This is a genomic window from Sphingomonas sp. G5 (genome assembly GCF_052660795.1).
The window spans coordinates 1,981,069-1,999,463 of the sequence record NZ_CP109660.1; the positions used below are offsets into that span (position 1 = coordinate 1,981,069).

At 70.0% G+C, this 18,395-nt stretch carries 15 protein-coding genes; 5 read left to right on the forward strand and 10 right to left on the reverse strand.

Features of this window, described 5'->3' with window-relative positions; translation table 11 throughout:
* Positions 1 to 36 precede the first annotated feature (36 nt).
* On the forward strand, positions 37 to 786 hold the full coding sequence (locus NE358_RS09685; RefSeq protein ID WP_103208746.1) for a DedA family protein: 750 nt from the start codon (positions 37 to 39) through the stop codon (positions 784 to 786).
* On the opposite strand, the gene ku is transcribed toward NE358_RS09685, so the two are convergent.
* Positions 783 to 1,664: a non-homologous end joining protein Ku gene (gene ku, locus NE358_RS09690; protein WP_289938008.1), complete on the reverse strand. Its 882-nt coding sequence runs from the start codon at positions 1,662 to 1,664 to the stop codon at positions 783 to 785. The genes NE358_RS09685 and ku overlap by 4 nt on opposite strands.
* A 196-nt stretch (positions 1,665 to 1,860) precedes the next feature.
* Here ku and NE358_RS09695 point away from each other — a divergent pair, with 196 nt between their 5' ends.
* A complete protein-coding gene (locus NE358_RS09695; protein WP_289938010.1) occupies positions 1,861 to 4,296 on the forward strand; it encodes an ATP-dependent DNA ligase in 2,436 nt (811 codons plus the stop codon).
* Positions 4,297 to 4,317: 21 nt separating this feature from the next.
* On the opposite strand, the gene NE358_RS09700 is transcribed toward NE358_RS09695, so the two are convergent.
* The 6 genes from NE358_RS09700 to murI form a co-directional block, all read right to left on the reverse strand.
* Positions 4,318 to 5,019 (reverse strand): GNAT family N-acetyltransferase, encoded by a 702-nt coding sequence (locus NE358_RS09700; protein WP_289938013.1) that lies wholly within the window; start codon positions 5,017 to 5,019, stop codon positions 4,318 to 4,320.
* 57 nt (positions 5,020 to 5,076) lie between these two features.
* Positions 5,077 to 5,994 (reverse strand): cation diffusion facilitator family transporter, encoded by a 918-nt coding sequence (locus NE358_RS09705; RefSeq protein WP_289938014.1) that lies wholly within the window; start codon positions 5,992 to 5,994, stop codon positions 5,077 to 5,079.
* Positions 5,995 to 6,131: 137 nt separating this feature from the next.
* A complete protein-coding gene (locus NE358_RS09710; protein ID WP_289938017.1) occupies positions 6,132 to 7,637 on the reverse strand; it encodes a hypothetical protein in 1,506 nt (501 codons plus the stop codon).
* A gap of 112 nt (positions 7,638 to 7,749) precedes the next feature.
* Positions 7,750 to 8,346: an RdgB/HAM1 family non-canonical purine NTP pyrophosphatase gene (gene rdgB / locus NE358_RS09715; protein WP_289938018.1), complete on the reverse strand. Its 597-nt coding sequence runs from the start codon at positions 8,344 to 8,346 to the stop codon at positions 7,750 to 7,752.
* 1 nt (position 8,347) lies between these two features.
* Positions 8,348 to 9,073 carry a ribonuclease PH gene (gene rph / locus NE358_RS09720; protein WP_103208731.1) on the reverse strand — a complete coding sequence of 242 codons (726 nt, stop codon included), beginning with the start codon at positions 9,071 to 9,073 and terminating at the stop codon, positions 8,348 to 8,350.
* Between the two features lie 35 nt (positions 9,074 to 9,108).
* A complete protein-coding gene (gene murI / locus NE358_RS09725) occupies positions 9,109 to 9,927 on the reverse strand; it encodes a glutamate racemase (RefSeq protein WP_103208730.1) in 819 nt (272 codons plus the stop codon).
* 403 nt (positions 9,928 to 10,330) lie between these two features.
* Here murI and NE358_RS09730 point away from each other — a divergent pair, with 403 nt between their 5' ends.
* Positions 10,331 to 11,656 carry a nicotinate phosphoribosyltransferase gene (locus NE358_RS09730; protein ID WP_289938025.1) on the forward strand — a complete coding sequence of 442 codons (1,326 nt, stop codon included), beginning with the start codon at positions 10,331 to 10,333 and terminating at the stop codon, positions 11,654 to 11,656.
* Positions 11,657 to 11,777: 121 nt separating this feature from the next.
* On the opposite strand, the gene NE358_RS09735 is transcribed toward NE358_RS09730, so the two are convergent.
* The 3 genes from NE358_RS09735 to NE358_RS09745 are packed head-to-tail and all read right to left on the reverse strand — an operon-like array spanning position 11,778 to position 15,658.
* Positions 11,778 to 12,044: a DUF3039 domain-containing protein gene (locus NE358_RS09735; protein WP_056230575.1), complete on the reverse strand. Its 267-nt coding sequence runs from the start codon at positions 12,042 to 12,044 to the stop codon at positions 11,778 to 11,780.
* Positions 12,045 to 12,095: 51 nt separating this feature from the next.
* Positions 12,096 to 13,622, reverse strand: coding sequence for a hypothetical protein (locus NE358_RS09740; RefSeq protein WP_289938028.1), 1,527 nt, complete (start codon positions 13,620 to 13,622; stop codon positions 12,096 to 12,098).
* A gap of 11 nt (positions 13,623 to 13,633) precedes the next feature.
* Complete coding sequence (locus NE358_RS09745; protein ID WP_289938029.1) at positions 13,634 to 15,658, reverse strand: ABC transporter ATP-binding protein; 2,025 nt, start codon at positions 15,656 to 15,658, stop codon at positions 13,634 to 13,636.
* A 329-nt stretch (positions 15,659 to 15,987) separates the two neighbouring features.
* Here NE358_RS09745 and NE358_RS09750 point away from each other — a divergent pair, with 329 nt between their 5' ends.
* Both NE358_RS09750 and NE358_RS09755 read left to right on the forward strand, forming a co-directional pair.
* Entirely contained in the window at positions 15,988 to 16,926 is a 939-nt protein-coding gene (locus tag NE358_RS09750) for a hypothetical protein (RefSeq protein WP_103208722.1), read from the forward strand.
* 77 nt (positions 16,927 to 17,003) lie between these two features.
* Positions 17,004 to 18,347, forward strand: coding sequence for a maltokinase N-terminal cap-like domain-containing protein (locus tag NE358_RS09755; RefSeq protein ID WP_289938030.1), 1,344 nt, complete (start codon positions 17,004 to 17,006; stop codon positions 18,345 to 18,347).
* The last annotated feature ends 48 nt before the right edge of the window (positions 18,348 to 18,395 follow it).

Consider the following 18,395-nt stretch of genomic DNA (forward strand, 5'->3'; position numbering starts at 1 on the left):
CCGCTCTCTGCACCCTTCCGACCCGACGGGACCGATGTGATCCACACCACCAGCTCGTTGCTCCCGTGGCTCGACCCCGCGACGATCATCACCAACTCGCAGCCGTGGGCGCTGCTCGTCGTCTGCTTCATCATCTTCGCCGAGACCGGTCTGCTCATCGGCTTCCTGCTGCCGGGCGACACCCTGCTGATCATGGCGGGCCTGCTGTCGCACTCGACCGACGCCGCCCCGAACGGCGTGTTCGGGCTCAACGCCTGGTGGGTCGCCCTCGCGATCGGTTTCGCGGCGTTCGTCGGCGGCGAGGTCGGGTACTTCATCGGCCACAAGGCCGGTCCGTCGATCTTCGAACGCAAAGAGTCTGGACTGTTCAGCAAGAAGAACGTCGAGCGCACGAACGCTTTCTTCGAGCGCTTCGGTGGCCTGACCGTCATCCTCGCCCGCTTCGTTCCGGTCGTGCGCACCTTCGCGCCGATCGCCGCGGGTGTCGGACACATGCCGTGGAAGAAGTACTCGCTGTACAACTTCATCGGCGCGGTTATCTGGGGCATCGGCCTCACGATGATCGGCTACCTGGTCGGCTACATCCCCTTCATCCGCGACATTGTCACCGAGTACATCGACGTGATCCTGCTCGCCGCCGTCGCCGGCACGGCGATCTTCATCGCGATCCACTACTTCCGCGAGCGCGCCGCCGCCAAGCGCGAGGGTGCCGTCACCCCCGCCGAGGCCGAATCGCTCACCCTCGACGCGAAGACCCTCGAAGACGGCGACCAGCCGACGCGCTAAGACGCCTTCGCGCTCTTCTTCTTGGCCGCCGGCTTCGTGTCGGCGGCCTTGCCTTTCTCGTCGGCCTTGCCGGTGTCCGTGCCGCCCGATCGGGCCGCGCGACTGCGCTCGACGCTCGCGCGAAGGGCCTCCATCAGATCGATGACCTCGCCGCCGTCTTCTTCTTCCTTCTTGCCGAAGGTCGCGTCGGTGTCGATCGCGTCGCCCTGCTCGAGCTTCGCGTCGATGAGGGTGCGCAACTCCGACTGGTACTCGTCGGTGAACTCCTCGGGGTCGAAGTCCTTCGAGAAGCTGTCGACGAGCGATGCCGACATCTCGAGCTCCTTCGCCGAGATGCGCACGCTCTCGTCCAGCGACGGGAACGCCGCCTCGCGCACCTCGTCAGCCCACAGCAGCGTCTGCAGCACGAGCACCTCGCCGCGCACCCGGAGGGCCGCCAGCCGCGTCTTCTGCCGCAGCGAGAAGCGCACGATCGCCGTCCGTTCGGTCTGCTCCAGCGTCTTGCGCAGCAGGACGTACGCCTTGGGCGAGGAGGAATCCGGCTCGAGGTAGTACGCCTTGTCGAGGGTCAGCAGGTCGACCTGGTCGCTCGGCACGAACTCGACGACCTCGATCTCGCGACTGCGCTCGCTGGGCAGCGACGCCAGGTCGTCCTTGGTCAGCACGACCGTCTGCTCGCCGTCGTCGTAGGCCTTGTCGATGTCCTGGTACGGCACGACCTCGCCGTCGATCTCGCAGATCCGCTGGTAGCGGATCCGCCCGCCGTCCGCGTTATGCACCTGGTGAAGAGAGACGTCGTGGTCCTCGGTGGCGGAGTACACCTTCACGGGCACGTTGACGAGGCCGAAGGTCAGGGCGCCCTTCCAGATCGATCGCATGCGACCAGTGAACACCGGATGGGGCGCGAATGCCGAGACCCTTGCGGACCGGGTGCGCGCCCGTCCCACGCCGGCCACACCCATGCGGCAGGCCCCCACCGCTCTACCCCGGACTCGCCCCTGTCCACCGGAGCCCCGCACCGCGTGCTCGCAACCCCCTGGGCACGCGTCACCGTCCTCGCCCTACGCTGGGGCGATGACGGAGCAGACGGTGCGCATCGGCGGTCGCCGCCTGCGCCTGTCGAACCTCGACAAGGTGCTCTACCCCGAGACCGGCACCACCAAGGGCGAGGTGATCGACTACTACTCGCGGGTCGCTCCCCTGCTGCTCCCTCACGTCGCCGACCGCCCGGTGACCCGCAAACGCTGGCCCGACGGAGTGGGAACGGATGCCAGCCCGGGCGAACCGTTCTTCGCCAAGGCTCTCGAGCCGGGCGCTCCGGCCTGGGTGCGCCGCCTCTCGATCAATCATTCCTCGGGCGCGAAGGACTACCCCCTCGTCGACGACCTGCCGACCCTCGTCTACCTCGCACAGGTCGCGAGTCTGGAGCTGCACGTGCCGCAGTGGCGCTTCTCGGGCGACGGCGAACGGCAGAACCCCGACCGTCTCGTGCTCGACCTCGATCCGGGGCCCGGGGTCGGTCTCGTCGAGTGCGCCGAGGTGGCGCGGTGGGCCCGAGCGATCCTGCAGGACATCGGCCTCGACCCCCTCCCGGTCACCAGCGGAAGCAAAGGGATCCACCTCTACGCGCGCCTCGACGGACGACAGTCCAGCGACGCGGCCAGCGCCGTCGCGAGGGAGCTCGCGCGCGCGATCGAGGCCGACCATCCCGACCTCGTCGTCAGTCAGATGTCGAGAGCTGCGCGCCCGGGGAAAGTGTTCATCGACTGGAGTCAGAACAACGGCGCGAAGACGACGATCGCGCCCTACTCGCTCCGCGGCCGCCCTCACCCCTACGTCGCCGCCCCGCGCACCTGGGCAGAACTCGACGACCCGCACCTCCGCCACCTGTTGTTCACCGAGGTTCTCGAGCGTCCCGACGACCCGCTGGCTCCCGTCGACGCGACGCACGGACCGCTGCGCGCGTACCTCGCCAAGCGCACCGCCGGGAAGACTCCCGAGCCCGTGCCCGAGAATCCGCATGGCACTCCCGCTCGCGAGGGACTTGCCCGCTTCGTCATCCAAGAGCACCACGCCTCACGTCTGCACTGGGACCTCCGGCTCGAACGCGACGGCGTGCTCGTCAGCTGGGCCGTGCCGAAGGGCGTGCCCTCGACCACCGCGAAGAACAGTCTCGCCGTCATGACCGAGGATCACCCCCTGCCGTACCTCGATTTCGCCGGAGAGATCCCCCGCGGAGAGTACGGCGCGGGCACCATGACCGTCTGGGACACCGGCACCTACGAACTCGAGAAGTGGCGCGACGACGAGGTGATCGCGACCCTCGAGGGCCGCGGCGACGGCCCCCTCGGTCGCGTGCGGCTCGCGCTCATCCGCACCGAGGGGCGGGGCGAGAAGTCGCAGTGGTTGCTGCACCGGATGAAGACGGATGCCGATGGCCGCCCGCAGAGCGACGGAGCGCCCGTCGTGCCCCGGGATCACCGTTCCACCAGCCCCGGGGTCGCGATCTCCTCGGCCCCCGCTGCCCCGCCGACCGCCGCCGAGCTCACGCCGATGCTCGCCCGTACCGCGACCGCCGGTATGGCCCGCGCCGCCGCCGAACGCTGGGGCGGCACACCCTGGGTGGAGATGAAGTGGGATGGCATCCGGGGTATGGGGATCTGGGATGGAGAACGATTGCAGTTGCGCTCCCGCAACGGCGTCGATCTGACCGCGGCCTACCCCGAGCTCACGAGCGTCCACCTGGGGCTCGGGTGCACCCCCGCGGTGTTCGACGGCGAGATCGTCGCCCTCGACGAGCAGGGTCGACCGAGCTTCCCTCTCCTGCAGAAGCGGATGAACCTCGCGAAGCCGCGCGAGATCGCTCACGAGGCCGAGCGCACCCCCGTTCACCTGTACCTGTTCGATGTGCTGTCCGTGGGAGGGCGCGATGTGGCATCGCTTCCCCTGTTCGAACGGCGCGAGATGCTCGAGACGCTGGCCGAGGAAGCCAGCGGCCCGGTCGTCGTTCCTCCCGTGTTCGACGACGTGGATGCCGCGGTCTCGACGAGCGGTCGTTTCGGCCTCGAAGGGGTCGTGGTGAAAGACCCGGGCTCGATCTATCGTCGTGGCGTGCGATCGGAGCAATGGCTCAAGGTGAAGCATTCGCGGACGCAGGAGGTCGTGATCGGCGGGATCCGACCGGGCAAGGGCAACCGTGAGGGCTCGATCGGCTCCCTGCTGGTGGGGATACCCACGGAGCGCGGGCTGCAGTACGCAGGCCGGGTGGGCTCGGGATTCGGCGGGCGGACCCTGGCCCGGCTGACCGAGGTGCTCGAGCCGCTGCACGCCGACACGAACCCGTTCATCGGTGTGCCGGCCGCCGATGCGCGCGACGCCCTGTGGGTGCAGCCCACCCTCGTGGCGGAGGTCGAGTTCGCGGAGTTCACCCCCGGCCGGATCCTCCGACAGGCGCGGTGGCGCGGACTTCGTCCGGACAAGTCGCCCGCCGAGGTCGTGCACGAGAACTGATCCTCGTGAGACCTGGACCGTTCAGTCGTCGACGACGATCCATTCGCCGAAACGGCGGAATCCGGATGCCAGCGCGAGAGCCACCGACGGCGCGTTGTCGAGCTGGCACCGGTACTGGGGTTCGTACCCGCGCTCCAGCGCGTCGGCAGCCATCGCCAGCACCGTCGCTCGCGCCAGTCCGCGCCCACGGAATTCCGGCAACGTGATGACGCCGAGGTCGGCGAGTCGCGTGCCCGTCCAGGGATACATGCTCGCCGCAGCAGCCAGCGTGCCGTCGACGAACGTGCCGAACACGAGCCAGTGATCGAGCTCGACGAACGCTTCGTCGAGCTCGTCTTCGGGCGCCGCCGCGACGAGGGCGGCGAAGGCGTCGGCGTCTTCAGCGGTCAGCCGGCGCGTGTTCGCCTGCGGCTCGGGTGCGGTGACGTTGGCATGCTCTTCGACCGGAAGGTAGAAGAGGTGGTCGGGGTCGTTCAGCGCGATGCCCGCCGCGTCGATGCGCTCCACAACCTCATCGGCGGCGAGACGTTCTCCGTCGGACACACCGAGCTGATCCGCTCGCTCGGGGCTCAGCGAGACGACCGTCGCCCCGTCGCCGATGCGCAGGATCGAGACGGACCGGTTCTCGGGCGCCTCCGGATCGACGACGACGACCGCGTCGTCATCAGAGAACGCGCTCGCGGGAGACGGCAGCCAATGGTCGATGACGAGTGACGAGAACATGAGGAACCTTCCGGGGGTGCGGGTGCCTGTCCGAAGGCTACCGGACGGCACCGACATTCACGCGTGACGCGAATCGTGCTCCACGTGCCCCGCGGGCTCCAGCTGAAAAGTGGAATGCTCGACGTCGAAATGGTCGGCGAGACACGTCTGGAGCGAAGCGAGGATCGCGGCGGCGCGCCCATCGGCGAGCGCGGCATCTTCCACGATCACGTGAGCGCTGAACACCGGCGCTCCGCGGGTGAGCTGCCACACGTGCACGTCGTGCACGTCGACCACCCCGTCGGCCTCGCGCAGGTGCTCGCGGATCTCGGCCACGTGCACCCCCACCGGCGCCGACTCCGTCAAGACCACGACGACCTCGCGCAGCAGACCGATCGCCCGCGGGACGATGAGCACCGCGATCAGCAGCGAGGCGACGGCATCCGCCTGCATGAATCCCGTCGTCACGATGACAAGGGCCGCGATGATCACCGCGATCGATCCGACGAGATCGCCCAGCACCTCGAGATAGGCGCCGCGCACGTTGATGCTGCGCTTCTGCGCGCGAGAGAGCAGGAACATCGACACGGCGTTGGCGATCATGCCGACGGTGGCCACCACCAGCATCAGTCCGCCCTGCACCTCGGTCTCGGCCGGGGCGAGCAGACGTTGCACCGCCTCGACGCCGACCCACGCGCACAGCACGATGAGGATCACGCCGTTGGCGAGGGCCCCCAGCACCTCGGCACGCTGGTAACCGAAGGTGCGACGATCATCGGCCGGGCGCGCGGCGATCGCGGTGGCGATGAGCGCGACCACCAGAGCAGCCGCGTCGGTGAACATGTGCGCGGCGTCGGCGAGCAGGGCGAGCGAGCCGGTCAGGACAGCCCCGACGATCTGCACGAGCATCACCGTGGCCGTCAGGGCCAGGGCGGTCGCGAGCAGGCGCCGATTGCTGGCATCTCGGATGCCGCCGGAGGGCGCGTGATCGTGCATAGTTCCAGGCTAGAACGGGCACAGGCTCCGCCGCGGTGGTTCGGCCAAGTCGGGAATGAGAACCGGTGTCGGTCTCGCCGAGAAGGTGCACGCGGACGGGGTTGGTCCCGCCGTCGGCAGCGTTGCGAGCGGACTCGTCACATCGAACGACAGTGCCTGGACGGATCTCTGGCCCCGTCAGCCCAGGTACTCAACGAGGCCTCGAAGCGCGCCTTGCTCACCTCGAACTCGTATCGAGCGTGGGTGTTATGCACCCTCATCACGAAGCGCGCAACGGTGAAGACGCCGGGCCAGAAGGACAGAGCGAGGGCGCACGTGACCAGAACCGACGAGATGACCCACGGAACCGCGTACGGCGTGGCCTGCAACGCTGTCAAGAAGACCGGCGGAACGGAGGTGGACGCCACCACGGCCGCGGCCAAACCCATCCACGTCCACAAGACCCACCACCGGAACCATCCTCTCCGCACGTCGACCCCCGCATCGCGTAGCGCGCGGTACTTCACGACCCAGCCGACCACATCGAGAACTGCCTGCCCGGCACCGCAGAGGATGAGAGCAATAGCAATGACGTAGATCACGGGAAGCGCGACCTCGCTCGACACTCCGAAGAGGAACAGGAACACGAGAACACAAAAGAGGATCATTACGACTGCCCCGCCCAGCGCCCCTACGCGGTCCATCGTCTTCGTCCTTCGGATGGCTGCGCGCCGGAGAGCCCTGAGCGCGACGAATCCGACGATCGCGACGAAGAGCATCCCACCGATCCAGCGACCAGCGGCGGTGTCTGTCAGATGCGTCGTGGCGAAGCTGTTCGCGTCGAGCTGCCACTGCTGCAGCACTCCCGTCTGGTTCAGCGTGATCAGCGCAAACGGGAGGGTTAGTGCAAGACCTGCGGTCACAATCCCTCTCGTCGTCCATGTGCTGGTCGGACCGATCACGGTCACAGCGACCTTCCAGAACCGTCGGCCGAGGGCGAGAACGAGTGCGACAACCGTGCTGACAGTCACCACCACACCCACGAAAGACATCCAGGCGACACCTGCCTCGCCTGAGTCGGTCAATCTGTGCGTGAACCCCCAGGCGAGCAGCCCGCCTGTGATGCCCAGGATCGTCGCGACGAGCAGGTAGCGTTCGGCCACCTGGGAAACGCTCTTGAAACAACGAGGCGCGAACCACACCAAGCCGCGCCAAAGAACGACGGCCAAGGCGAATTTCCGGCGAAACGCCCAGACCCTGCTCGCGAGATCGAGGTTCGCAATGTTCGCCACCGATGCGAACACGCCTGTCAACGCCGCTTCAAGAAGCACCTGGCTGCGCGCATCGAGTTGAGCCTGCAGGGTCTCGTGGTCGTCCTCCCCCACGAGGACGCCGATGGTGCGAACAATCCGCGTTCTCTCAGCAGGGTCAGGTGCTTCCGCCACCTGCCCGTCTCCGATGAAGCGCCGCATCTGCAACTGCTCCGATTCCGACTGCACTCGGTCCGTCAGACCACGTCGCATCCAGTCGTATCGCGCGAGAGCTTGAAACTCGCGTTCCCAGTGAGGAGCCTTGAGCGCGAAGGAACCGAAGACGCCGATGGCGACGATGAAGAACAGAACGATCAGCGTGCAGAGCCAACCGGTCCAGAGCAGGACGTCCATGCGAGGAAGATAGTGCGGACGTCCGACACCGGCGGAACCGACCAGTCGGCACATCGGCTTTCGCTCCGGCCCTCACGAGGGTCGCTCCGACGCCTCGCCCATCCAGATGAGATCAGAGCGTCTTCAACAGCGGCGCCAACTCCCGGAACGCGCGGGCTCGGTGCGACTCGGCGTTCTTCTCGGCCGCGGACCACTCACCGACCGTGCGCTCCCGCCCCGCGGGCTGGCCGTCGGGGATGAAGACCGGGTCGTAGCCGAAACCGCCGGGACCGGCCGGGGCCGTGGCGAGGCGGCCGGGCCAGCGGCCCTCGACCGTCTGCTCGGTGCCATCGGGATGCACGAGCGCGATGACCGAGACGAACTGCGCGGTGCGGTGCGGGTCGGCGACATCCGAGAGCTGGTCGAGCAGCAGCTCGAGGTTCGCCGTGGCGTCTTTCTTGTGCCCCGCCCAGTAGGCCGAGAACACCCCCGGCGAACCGCCCAGTACGTCGACGGCCACACCGGAGTCGTCGGCCAGAGACGGCAGACCCGTGTGCGCCGCCGCCGCTCGCGCCTTGATCAGTGCGTTCGCGGCGAAGGTGACGCCGTCTTCGATCGGCTCCGGACCGTCGTAGCCGACCACCTCGAGGTCGGGACGCACCTCGGCGACGATCGCCTGGAACTCCTCGACCTTGTGCGCGTTGTGCGTGGCCAGAACGATGCGAGACACGTCAGCCCTCGAGCGTCGCGAGCTGGATGCCGCGCAGCTCGGCGCAGCCGTTCACGCCCAGCTCGAGCAGCTGATCGAGCTCGCGCTTGTCGAACGGCGCACCCTCGGCCGTGCCCTGCACCTCGACGAAGAGCCCCCGACCGGTGACGACGACGTTCATGTCGGTCTCGGCGCGCACGTCTTCGACGTAGGCGAGGTCGAGCATGGGCTCACCGTCGATGATGCCCACCGAGACCGCGGCGACCGAGTCGCGCAGCACCTCGGCCCGCTGACCGATGAACTTCTTCTCGCGCCCCCAGGCGATGGCATCCGCCAAGGCCACGTACGCACCCGTGATCGCGGCGGTGCGCGTGCCCCCGTCGGCCTGCAGCACGTCGCAGTCGATCACGATCGTGTTCTCGCCGAGCGCTTTGGTGTCGACGACGGCGCGAAGCGCACGACCGATCAGGCGCGAGATCTCGTGGGTGCGCCCGCCGACCTTGCCCTTGATCGACTCGCGGTCGTTGCGGCTGTTCGTGGCGCGCGGGAGCATCGCGTACTCCGCCGTGACCCAGCCCTTGCCCTTGCCGGTCAGCCAGCGCGGAACACCGTTCGTGAACGACGCGGTGCACAGCACCTTGGTGCCGCCGAACGTGACGAGGGCCGAGCCCTCGGCGTGAGCCGACCAGCCGCGCTCGATGGTGACGGGACGGAGCTGATCGTTGGTGCGACCGTCTTTGCGGGTCATGAGTCCTCCAGAGGAACGGGAATGGATGCCGCGACTCAGCGCGGCAGGTCGATGGCGCCGGTCTGCACGAGCTGCACCTCGCGCACCTCGCGGCCCATGAGACGGTGAGCCAGGCGCAGGAAATCGTCGGCGGATGAGCCGGTGGCCTCGTAGCGGGCGGTGGGCACGGCATCCGGAGTCGCGAGAAGGTCACGCGACACGAGCTGGCGGTACACGTCTTTCGCGGTCTCGCTGTCGCTCGAGACCAGGCTCACCTCGGAGCCCATCACGTAACTGATGGCGCCCTCGAGGAACGGGTAGTGCGTGCAGCCGAGCACGAGAGTGTCGACGCCGGCGTGACGGAGCGGCGCGAGGTACCGTTCGGCCGTGGCGAGCACGTCGGGTGAGTCGGTGACGCCGGCCTCGACGAACTCGACGAAGCGCGGGCACGCCTCGGCGAACACCGTCAGGCGCTCGTTGACTTCGAGCATGTCCTGGTAGGCGCGCGAACCGATCGTGCCGACGGTGCCGATCACACCGATGCGGCCGTTGCGGGTGGTCGACATGGCGGTGCGGACGGCGGGGCCGATGACCTCGACCACCGGGACGTCGTAGCGCTCGCGCGCGTCGCGGAGCATCGCGGCCGAGGCGGTGTTGCACGCGATCACGAGCATCTTCACGCCCTGTTCGACGAGGGTGTCGAGCACCTCGAGCGCGTATTTGCGGACGTCGGCGATGGGCTTGGGGCCGTAGGGCGAGCGGGCGGTGTCGCCGATGTAGAGGATGGACTCGCGCGGCAGCTGCTGAGAGACGGCCCGGGCGACGGTGAGTCCGCCGACCCCTGAGTCGAAGATCCCGATCGGCGCGTCGTTCATAGGGCTCCAGCCTACCGGGAGGGGGTGGGATGGGCTGGTCTGCGGCGTCGCGTGGTACCGGACTCCTGAGGAACGAGGCGAAGAGCCGCCATGTGCTGCCGATTGGCCGTCTCGCGGTCGGAAAGTCAGGAGTTTCGCACGACGCGGCGCGGGGGTGGCGCGAGGGTGGCCGGCGGCGCGAGGGTGGCCGGGGACGCGGGTGCGGCGCGCGGGTGGCCGGGGACGCGGGTGGCCGGGGACGCGGGGCGTGCGAAACTCCTGAGAAAATCCGACGGCTCGCGGTGCCACGGCATCCATGGCTCGCATCCGTCCCGAGAGTTCAGGATTTCGGTACGCCGGGCGGCGACTGTCAAGCGCGGGGGTCCGCGCGGGCACGGCCACGGGGCCGCAATATGCTGGCGCCATGAGCCGCAGCACCGCCCTGCACACCGACCGTTACGAACTCACGATGCTCGACGCGGCGCTCCGCGACGGCACGGCCTCGCGCCGTTGCGTGTTCGAGGTGTTCGGCCGACGCCTGTCGGGTGGGCGCCGGTTCGGCGTGGTCGCGGGGACGGGGCGTCTGCTCGAAGCGATCCGGGACTTCCGATTCGGCGACGACGAGCTGCGTTACCTTCGCGACAACCGGGTGGTGGATGCCACGACCCTCGACTTCCTGGCCGATTACCGGTTCACGGGCTCGGTGACGGGATACCGCGAGGGCGAGGTCTACTTCCCCGGCTCTCCCCTGCTCACGATCGAGGGGACATTCGCCGAGGCCGTGCTGCTCGAGACGCTCGCGCTCAGCATCCTGAACTACGACTCCGCCGTCGCCACCGCGGCCGCCCGCATGAGCGTGGCCGCGGGTGACCGGCCGCTCGCCGAGATGGGTTCGCGTCGCGCGAGCGAGGAGGCCGCTGTCGCGGCCGCCCGCGCGGCGTACATCGCCGGCTTCTCGGCGACCAGCAATCTCGAGGCCGGCCGTCGCTGGGGCGTGCCGACCATGGGCACGGCTGCTCACGCGTGGACGCTGCTGCACGACAGCGAAGAGGACGCGTTCCGCTCTCAGGTCGACGCGCTCGGCGCGGGTACGACCCTGCTCATCGACACCTACGACATCACCGAGGGCGTGAAGACGGCCGTCCGCGTCGCCGGCACCGATCTGGGCGGGGTGCGCATCGACTCGGGTGACCTGCCGATTGTCGCGGGCGAGGTGCGCGCGCTCCTCGACGAGCTGGGCGCTGTGAACACGCGTATCACCGTAACGAGCGACCTCGACGAGTACGCGCTCGCGGCTCTGGCGGCCTCCCCCGTCGACTCGTACGGCGTGGGCACCTCGGTCGCCACCGGGTCGGGTGTGCCGACCGCGGGGCTCGTCTTCAAGCTCGTGGCGCGCGAGGCCGCCGACGGTTCGTGGGTGGGCGTGGCCAAGGCATCCGCGCAGAAGGCCTCCCACGGCGGGCGCAAGGCCGCCTTCCGCACGGTGGACTCGGGCACGGCGACCTCGGAGCTCGTCGTCGTCAGCGATGGGTTCGAAGAGCTCTCGACGGCGGCGGAGCACCCCGACGCCCGCGCCCTGCAGGCGATGCTCATGCAGAACGGCGAGGCGGATGCCGGCGCTCTCGGCTCAGCCGGCGTGCAGGCTGCTCGGGCGCACCATTCGCGCGTCCGCGAGGAGCTCCCCGTTCGCGCGCTCGCGTTGAGCAAGGCCGACCCCGCGCTGCCGACGGAGTATCGCGAGGCGGTCTAGCGACGCACGGCTGGCCCGCGCGCTGCGTCGTCCGTCGCACGGACACGTGAGGGGCCGACGGACGTCGCCGAGCGCAAGCCGGCGTGACGTCTCTCGGCCCCTCACGTGGGAGCCAGGAACCTCAGTTGATGAGGGACTCGTAGATCTCTTTGCACTGCGGGCAGACCGGGAACTTCTCGGGGTCGCGCCCGGGCGTCCACTTCTTGCCGCATAGGGCCCGAACCGGCTTGCCGCTGAGGGCGGACTCGAGGATCTTGTCCTTCTTCACGTAATGCGAGAAGCGCTCGTGGTCACCAGGCTCGATGTTCTCTTCGCGGATGAGCTCTTCGAGCTCACGATCCAGGGTCGCGAGACCCCCGCTGTCGGGACTGTCGAGAGGCGTGCTCATGGAGAGCCAGTGTAGCCGCGGTCAGCCCCGAACGGTCGGCCGGGACCGAGGTCAGGTCGCTTCTGCGAACTCCATGAGGCGCGTTCCGCGGCGCTCGAACAGCGCCGCGCCGATGGCGACACCGGCCACGAGCACGATCGCTCCCGCACCGACGCCGACCCACAGGGCGAGAATCGTGTCGACGGTCTCGCCGTTGATCGCCTGCCAGGTCAGCCACGCGGCGGGCGACGCCGCGGCGATCGCGCCGACCATCACGAGGCCCTGGGCCACGACGCCGCCAGAGCCCGTGCGCTGCGGCTGTTGGAAGGGGCTGTCGCCCGGCCGCGAGACCGCGTACGGCGCCACGACCGACGAGATGCTCGACAGGCCCAGACCGGCGAGGAACAGTGCCGCGCACACGCCGACCATGGCGGGGAAGATCGCCCAGCGCCCGTGGGCCACGACGGCGAGCGGCAGCGTGACGGCGAGGATCGGGATGCCGATGAGCAGCACGGGCACGAGACGCCCGATGCGGTCGGGAGCGCCGCGCATGCCGCTGGCGATGTGCATCCAGAGGGCGGTGGAGTCGTAGGCGAGGTCGTTGTGCGGCAGCCACCCGAAGAACAGCGCCATGATCGGCACCGGCAGCAGCACGGCGAGCTCGAACGGGACGCCCGCGACGAGCAGCGGCACCGTCGAGACGACGGCGGCGATCGGCACGATGATGACGTTGACGAGGTAGCGGCGGTCGCGCAGCCAGTACGAGAGGCTGCGGGCGGCGACCGCTCCCCCGGGCGTGCCGGGAAGGATGGCGAACCACCCGAGGCCTCCCCGCTCGCGCACGGCGACCGGTCGGCGGGTGGTGGTCAGCAGGACGTCGACGAGCACGAACCAGGCGAGTGCCAGCAGGACGACGGTGGCCAGCGCCACGACGAAGCTGCCGACGGCCGCTCCGGCCGAGGGAGCCAGGGCGATGCCCCATGCGGCGCCGATCGGCGTCCACGCGAGCACCTCGGCGGCCGAGGCGAGCTGCGAGGGCACGACACCCCGCCACTCGAGCGAACCGAGGAAGACACCCACCGGCACGACGACGACGAGCACCGCGATCAGGTACACGCCGACGAGTTCGCGCGACTGTCGAGGCCGCTGCACGAGGGTGCCGAGCGCCATGCTCACGCGAGCGAACAGCACGCAGGTGGCGAGGCCCAGGACGACGGATGCCACGCTCGCCCAGGCCGAGGCGCCGTGCGCGCCCCACGCGATGGCCAGGCTGACCCCGAGAACGAGAACCACCAGCACCGGCACGCTGAGGAATCCGGCGAGGAGCAGCGCTGCGGCCAGGGGCCGGGGCTCGGGACCGACGACGGCGAAACGTCGCGGGTCGAGGGGGTCGATCGAGGCGGTCACGGGAGGACCGACCGCGAAGCCGAGGGTCACCGCCGATCCCGCGAGGACGGTGACGACGGCCGTGGTGAGGGGGCTGGCATCCGCGAGACCGGCCGCGCTGCGGGCAGCCACGACGGTGGCGGCGATCAGGATGACGATGCCGATGGCGCGCCGGAGGACTTCGCGCCGGTCGCCCCGGAGGGCGCCGAGCATCATCGCGAGTCTCAGGCGGAGAACGTGTGCAACCACTCGAGGCCCTCCACGTCGCCGAGCCCACCGGACAGCTCCCGGAAGCGCTCCTCGAGCGTTCCTTCGCCGCGCACCTCGTCGACGGTGCCCTCGGCGAGCACCTGCCCCGACACGATGACGGCCACGCGGGAGCAGACGCGCTCGACGAGTTCCATGCCGTGGCTCGAGAGGATGACGGTGCCCCCGTGCTCGACGTAGGTGCTCAGGATGTCGAGGATCACGCCGCTCGACACGGGGTCGACGGCCTCGAACGGCTCGTCGAGCACGAGCAGACGCGGGGAGTGGATCATGGCGCCCGCGAGCATGACCTTCTTGGTCATACCGGCCGAGTAGTCCGAGACCGGTCGCGACAGCGCCTCGACGAGGTCGAAGGCCCGGGCGAGGTCGGCGGTGCGGCTCTCGACGAGCGCCGCCGGGAGTCCGCGCAGCGCCCCGTAGTACGACAACAGCTGACGGCCGGTGAGCCGGTCGAAGGTGCGCAGCCGGTCGGGCAGCACGCCGATGAGCTTCTTGGCTTCGCGCGCACGCGTGGCCGCGTCGACGCCGTTGATCGTCACGGTGCCGCGATCGGGACGCAGGAGCCCCGCAATGATCGACAGGGTCGTGGTCTTGCCGGCGCCGTTCGGGCCGACGAGCCCGTAGAACGCGCCCGCGGGCACGGTGAGGTCGATCGCATCGACGGCGCGCAGCTCGCCGAAGCTCTTCGTGATCGTGCGCAGGGCCAACGCCGGGACGGCGGTTTCGTCGTCGGATGCCGTGTGCACGTCGGCGGCGGCTTCCGCCCCGACCACGGCGGGCACGAGGGCGCCGTCGACCGGGGTGGCGGACTCGTCCGGCTCAATGGGGGGCGCGAGATCGGCCGTGGCCGCGTCGACCACGGTGGTCTCTTCGTTCTCGGCGGCCGGAGTCGCCTCGAAAACGGCGGTCTCGGGCATGTCGGGCGACGCAGGAGCATCGACGGACTCGGACTCGGACTCCGCGGATTCGGGTGCGATCTCGTCGACGCGCACGTCAGCGGGAGTCGGGTCTTCGGTCTCGCTCTCGCCGTCGATGACGGAGGGCGAGGGGTCGGCGGGGCCGGTGCCGGCGGGAACGTCATGCTCGAGAGGGGTCTCGGTGACGACCTCGACCGGGGGCGACACGGCGAGCGAAGTCGACGACTCGTCCTGCTCCGGCTCCTCTGGCGTGCGGGTCGCCGGTTGCTCGACCGCGACGTCGGCGGGAGTCGGATCGCCCACGGTCTGCGCAGCAGAAGCCGCGGACGCGGGCAGCTCCTCGGCGGAGGCCTCACCCGACGTGGCATCCGCCCCAGACGGAGCAGCGGGCGTCTCGGGCTCGAGGTCAACCCGCGCGTCGATGCCGTCCGCAGCGACCGGAGGCTCATCCGCGGTCTTTTCGTGACCGCCCTCTTCCGACCCGTCCGCCACGGGCAGAGGCGGGCGCGGCGGCACGACGATGTCGTCGGGCAGCAGAGGCGGGATGCCGGCGCTCGGCGCACCCGCGATGGCCGCAGCCTGCGGCGTCTCGACGGCCGGCGTCTCGGCCTTCGCCGCCTCGGCCTTCGCCGCCGCCGCCTTCGCGGCCGCCGTCTGGCGTGGAGCCGCGGGCTTCCGGGGAGTCGCGGGTTTCTTGGGCGCAGCGGGCTTCGCGGCCGCCGGCTTCGCAGCCGTCGACCCCGCAGCCTTGGATGCCGCCGTGGCGCGGGGCGCGGCCGGTTTCTTCGGCGCAGCGGGCTTCTTCGCCGCGGGTGTGCGGGCTGTCGTCCCCGAGCCCGAGGCAGCGCGGGCGGCGGTCGTTCGCGGAGCGCGCGGCTTGGGAGCCGGCTTCGGCGCCTCGGCCGAGTCGACTTCCTCTGCGCCGCTCGCGGTCGCCGCGGTCGATCGGCGCGGTGCGCGGGGCGTGGTCGCCCGCGGCGTGCGGGGCGTGGGCGGAGGCGACGCCGAGGCTTCGGCGCTCGCCGACGCGCCCTCGGTATCTGCGGAGGACTTTTCGGGGGGCACCGGCAGCGACGCTGTCATCACACCAAACTACCAACCCCCTCCGACACCGACCGACGCCTGGTCGCGTGCCGCACACACTCACAGACAACAGGGGGACGGTGGACCCGCGCGAGACATCTCATCCGAACGACGGCCGTCCTCTCCGGCACCCCGGGCGCGCATCCGCACGCCGCACGCTCGCCCCCTCGCGTGAGGCGCCGACGCACGGCGCTTCTGCGACCTCGGGAGACCGCTCCGGCGCCTCGCGCAACCCCGCGCCCGGGAGTCGGCGTCCGCACCCTGCCGTCAAGCACCCCCGCCCGGCTCGCCGAACGGGTGAGGATGGAGGCATGGCTGAGAAGGTGCACCGCATCCACACCCTGCCCGACGATGCCCCCTGGAAGGGCGGTCTCCCCCCGGTGGGCTCGGAGGAGCACCCGCGCACCATCCGCATGCTCGATCGTGTGCTGTCGGTCCAGCGCCCCGTCGTGCTCGCGCACCTGCGCAGCATTCGTCTGCGGCATCCGGATGCCACCGTCGACGACATCCTGAAGATCCTCGAGCGCCGCTATCTCGCGGCCGTCACCACCGGCGGAGCCGCCGTGGGCGCCACCGCCGTCGTGCCCGGGATCGGCACGGGCGTCACGCTGGCCCTGAGCGGCGTCGAGACGGTCGGCTTCCTCGAGGCGACCGCGCTCTACGCCCAGTCGGTCGCCGAGGTGCACGGCGTCGTCGTCGAAGACCCCGACCGCGGTCGCGCGCTGGTCCTGGCCCTCATGCTGGGTAAAGAAGGCATCGACCTCGTCTCGCAACTGGCGTCTCAGGCCGCTGGCCGCGGAGTGTCCCGCTCCACCTACTGGGGTGAGATGGTGACGAAGACGCTGCCGCGCGCGATGATCGGTCCTCTCGTCGACCGCCTCAAGACGACGTTCGTGCGCCAGTTCGCCACGCGCGGCGGCGCCTCGTGGATCGGCAAAGCCCTCCCCTTCGGCGTCGGCGCCGTGGTGGGTGGGGCGGGCAACCACCTGCTGGGCCGCCGCGTGCTCGTCAACGCCCGCCGTGCCTTCGGCGCTCCCCCGCGCGCGCTGCCCGCCGATCTCGAGCCCCAGCCGGGTGCGGAGCGTCTCGAGCGCACCGCGTTCGCCGGGGTGCGCCGCGCAGGCGGGGCCCTCGTGGGAGCGGGGCGCCGCACCGGCTCGGCCGCTCGAAAGGCCCTCCCCCGTCGCACACGCCGCACGGACGCGTCGGAGCTCGAGGCGAGCGGTGACGACGAGGCGGCGGCATCCTGAGTCTTCTCTTCTCTCATCGACACGGGTGCGTGCGCAAGACCTGCGCCGATGACGCGTCGGCGCGTTAGCCTCACCGCATGGGCGACCTCCTCGAACTTCTCGCTGTCTGGATGCCGCGTCAGCGCTGGTACGGAACGAAGGGCCGCGATCCGCTGCTGACTCCGGTGGCCGACTGGCCGATCGATGACGCCGATGCGCGCCTGCTGTTGGTTCGCGACGACGCCGTGCAGCCGGCGATCGTCTATCAGGTGCCCGTTGCGCGCAGGGCGGAGGGCTCGGTCCCCCCGGGGAGTCTGATCGGTCCGGCCGATGAGGGACGGGTGTGGACGGATGCCACGACAGACCCCGCCTTCACCGATGCGCTGTACGCGCTGGTCACGGCGGGCGGCGAAGCGGGGACGGACGAGGACGGGTTCCGCGGCATTCCCCTCGGGGCGGCCGACCGGCGTCCGCTGGCCTCGCGGATCACCGCTCGCGTGCTGAGCGGTGAGCAGTCGAACACCTCGATCATCTACCGTCCCGACGACGACGAGGCGGGTGTTCCCGTCATCTGCAAACTGTTCCGACAGGTGAACCCGGGGATCAATCCCGACGTCGAGCTCCAGTCGGCCTTGGCGGCCGGCGGGGCCGCTTTCGTGCCCGGAGCCATCGGCGAGGTGCGCGGAGTCTGGATGACGCTCGAGGGTATTCCGGTAAGCGGTTCGCTCGCCTTCGCGCAGGAGTTCTTCGAGGGCGTCGAAGACGCCTGGCGGGTCGCCCTCGACGCCGCCGCGGCCGGCGAGGACTTCTCGCAGCGCGCTTACGCGCTCGGAGCGAGCGTCGCGGGCATGCACGTGGCTCTGGCTGAGCGCTTCTCGACGCTCGCGCCGAGCGCCGCCGACCGATCGTCGGTGAACAACGCGTGGGAGCGCCGCCTCGCCATCGCGCTCATGGAGGTCCCCCAGCTGGCGCCGTACGCGGAGCAGATCCACCGGGTCTACGAACGTGCTCTCGAGACGCCGTGGCCGGACCTGCAGCGGGTTCACGGCGATCTGCACCTCGGCCAGGTGCTCGACACCCCCTCGAACGGCTGGGTGCTGCTCGACTTCGAGGGTGAGCCGCTCCGCCCGATCACCGAGCGGCTGCAGCCCGATGTCGCCGTGCGCGATGTCGCCGGCATGCTGCGCTCGTTCGACTACGTCTCGGGTGCTGTCGCCGATGACGACGGCGCTGCCGTGCGCGCGTGGGTCATCGCGGCGCAGCAGGCCTTCCTCGACGGGTACGCCGACACGACCGGCCGTCCCCGCACCGACGACGACCCGCTGCTGAAGGCCTTCGAGCTCGACAAGGCCGTCTACGAGGCCATCTACGAGACGCGCAACCGTCCGGACTGGGTGGGCATCCCCCTCGCGGCGATCGGGCGACTCGCGCCCCTGAGCTGACGAGACCCGTCACGACGAAGAACGCCACCCCGCCTGATCGGGCGGGGT

Excerpts from the sequence above, each read along its gene's own strand:
- ku (WP_289938008.1), bottom strand. The coding sequence starts at position 1,664 with ATGCGATCGATCTGGAAGGGCGCCCTGACCTTCGGCCTCGTCAACGTG.
- NE358_RS09695 (WP_289938010.1), top strand. The coding sequence starts at position 1,861 with ATGACGGAGCAGACGGTGCGCATCGGCGGTCGCCGCCTGCGCCTGTCG.
- NE358_RS09700 (WP_289938013.1), bottom strand. The coding sequence starts at position 5,019 with ATGTTCTCGTCACTCGTCATCGACCATTGGCTGCCGTCTCCCGCGAGC.
- NE358_RS09705 (WP_289938014.1), bottom strand. The coding sequence starts at position 5,994 with ATGCACGATCACGCGCCCTCCGGCGGCATCCGAGATGCCAGCAATCGG.
- NE358_RS09710 (WP_289938017.1), bottom strand. The coding sequence starts at position 7,637 with ATGGACGTCCTGCTCTGGACCGGTTGGCTCTGCACGCTGATCGTTCTG.
- rph (WP_103208731.1), bottom strand. The coding sequence starts at position 9,073 with ATGACCCGCAAAGACGGTCGCACCAACGATCAGCTCCGTCCCGTCACC.
- murI (WP_103208730.1), bottom strand. The coding sequence starts at position 9,927 with ATGAACGACGCGCCGATCGGGATCTTCGACTCAGGGGTCGGCGGACTC.
- NE358_RS09730 (WP_289938025.1), top strand. The coding sequence starts at position 10,331 with ATGAGCCGCAGCACCGCCCTGCACACCGACCGTTACGAACTCACGATG.
- NE358_RS09735 (WP_056230575.1), bottom strand. The coding sequence starts at position 12,044 with ATGAGCACGCCTCTCGACAGTCCCGACAGCGGGGGTCTCGCGACCCTG.
- NE358_RS09740 (WP_289938028.1), bottom strand. The coding sequence starts at position 13,622 with ATGCTCGGCGCCCTCCGGGGCGACCGGCGCGAAGTCCTCCGGCGCGCC.
- NE358_RS09750 (WP_103208722.1), top strand. The coding sequence starts at position 15,988 with ATGGCTGAGAAGGTGCACCGCATCCACACCCTGCCCGACGATGCCCCC.
- NE358_RS09755 (WP_289938030.1), top strand. The coding sequence starts at position 17,004 with ATGGGCGACCTCCTCGAACTTCTCGCTGTCTGGATGCCGCGTCAGCGC.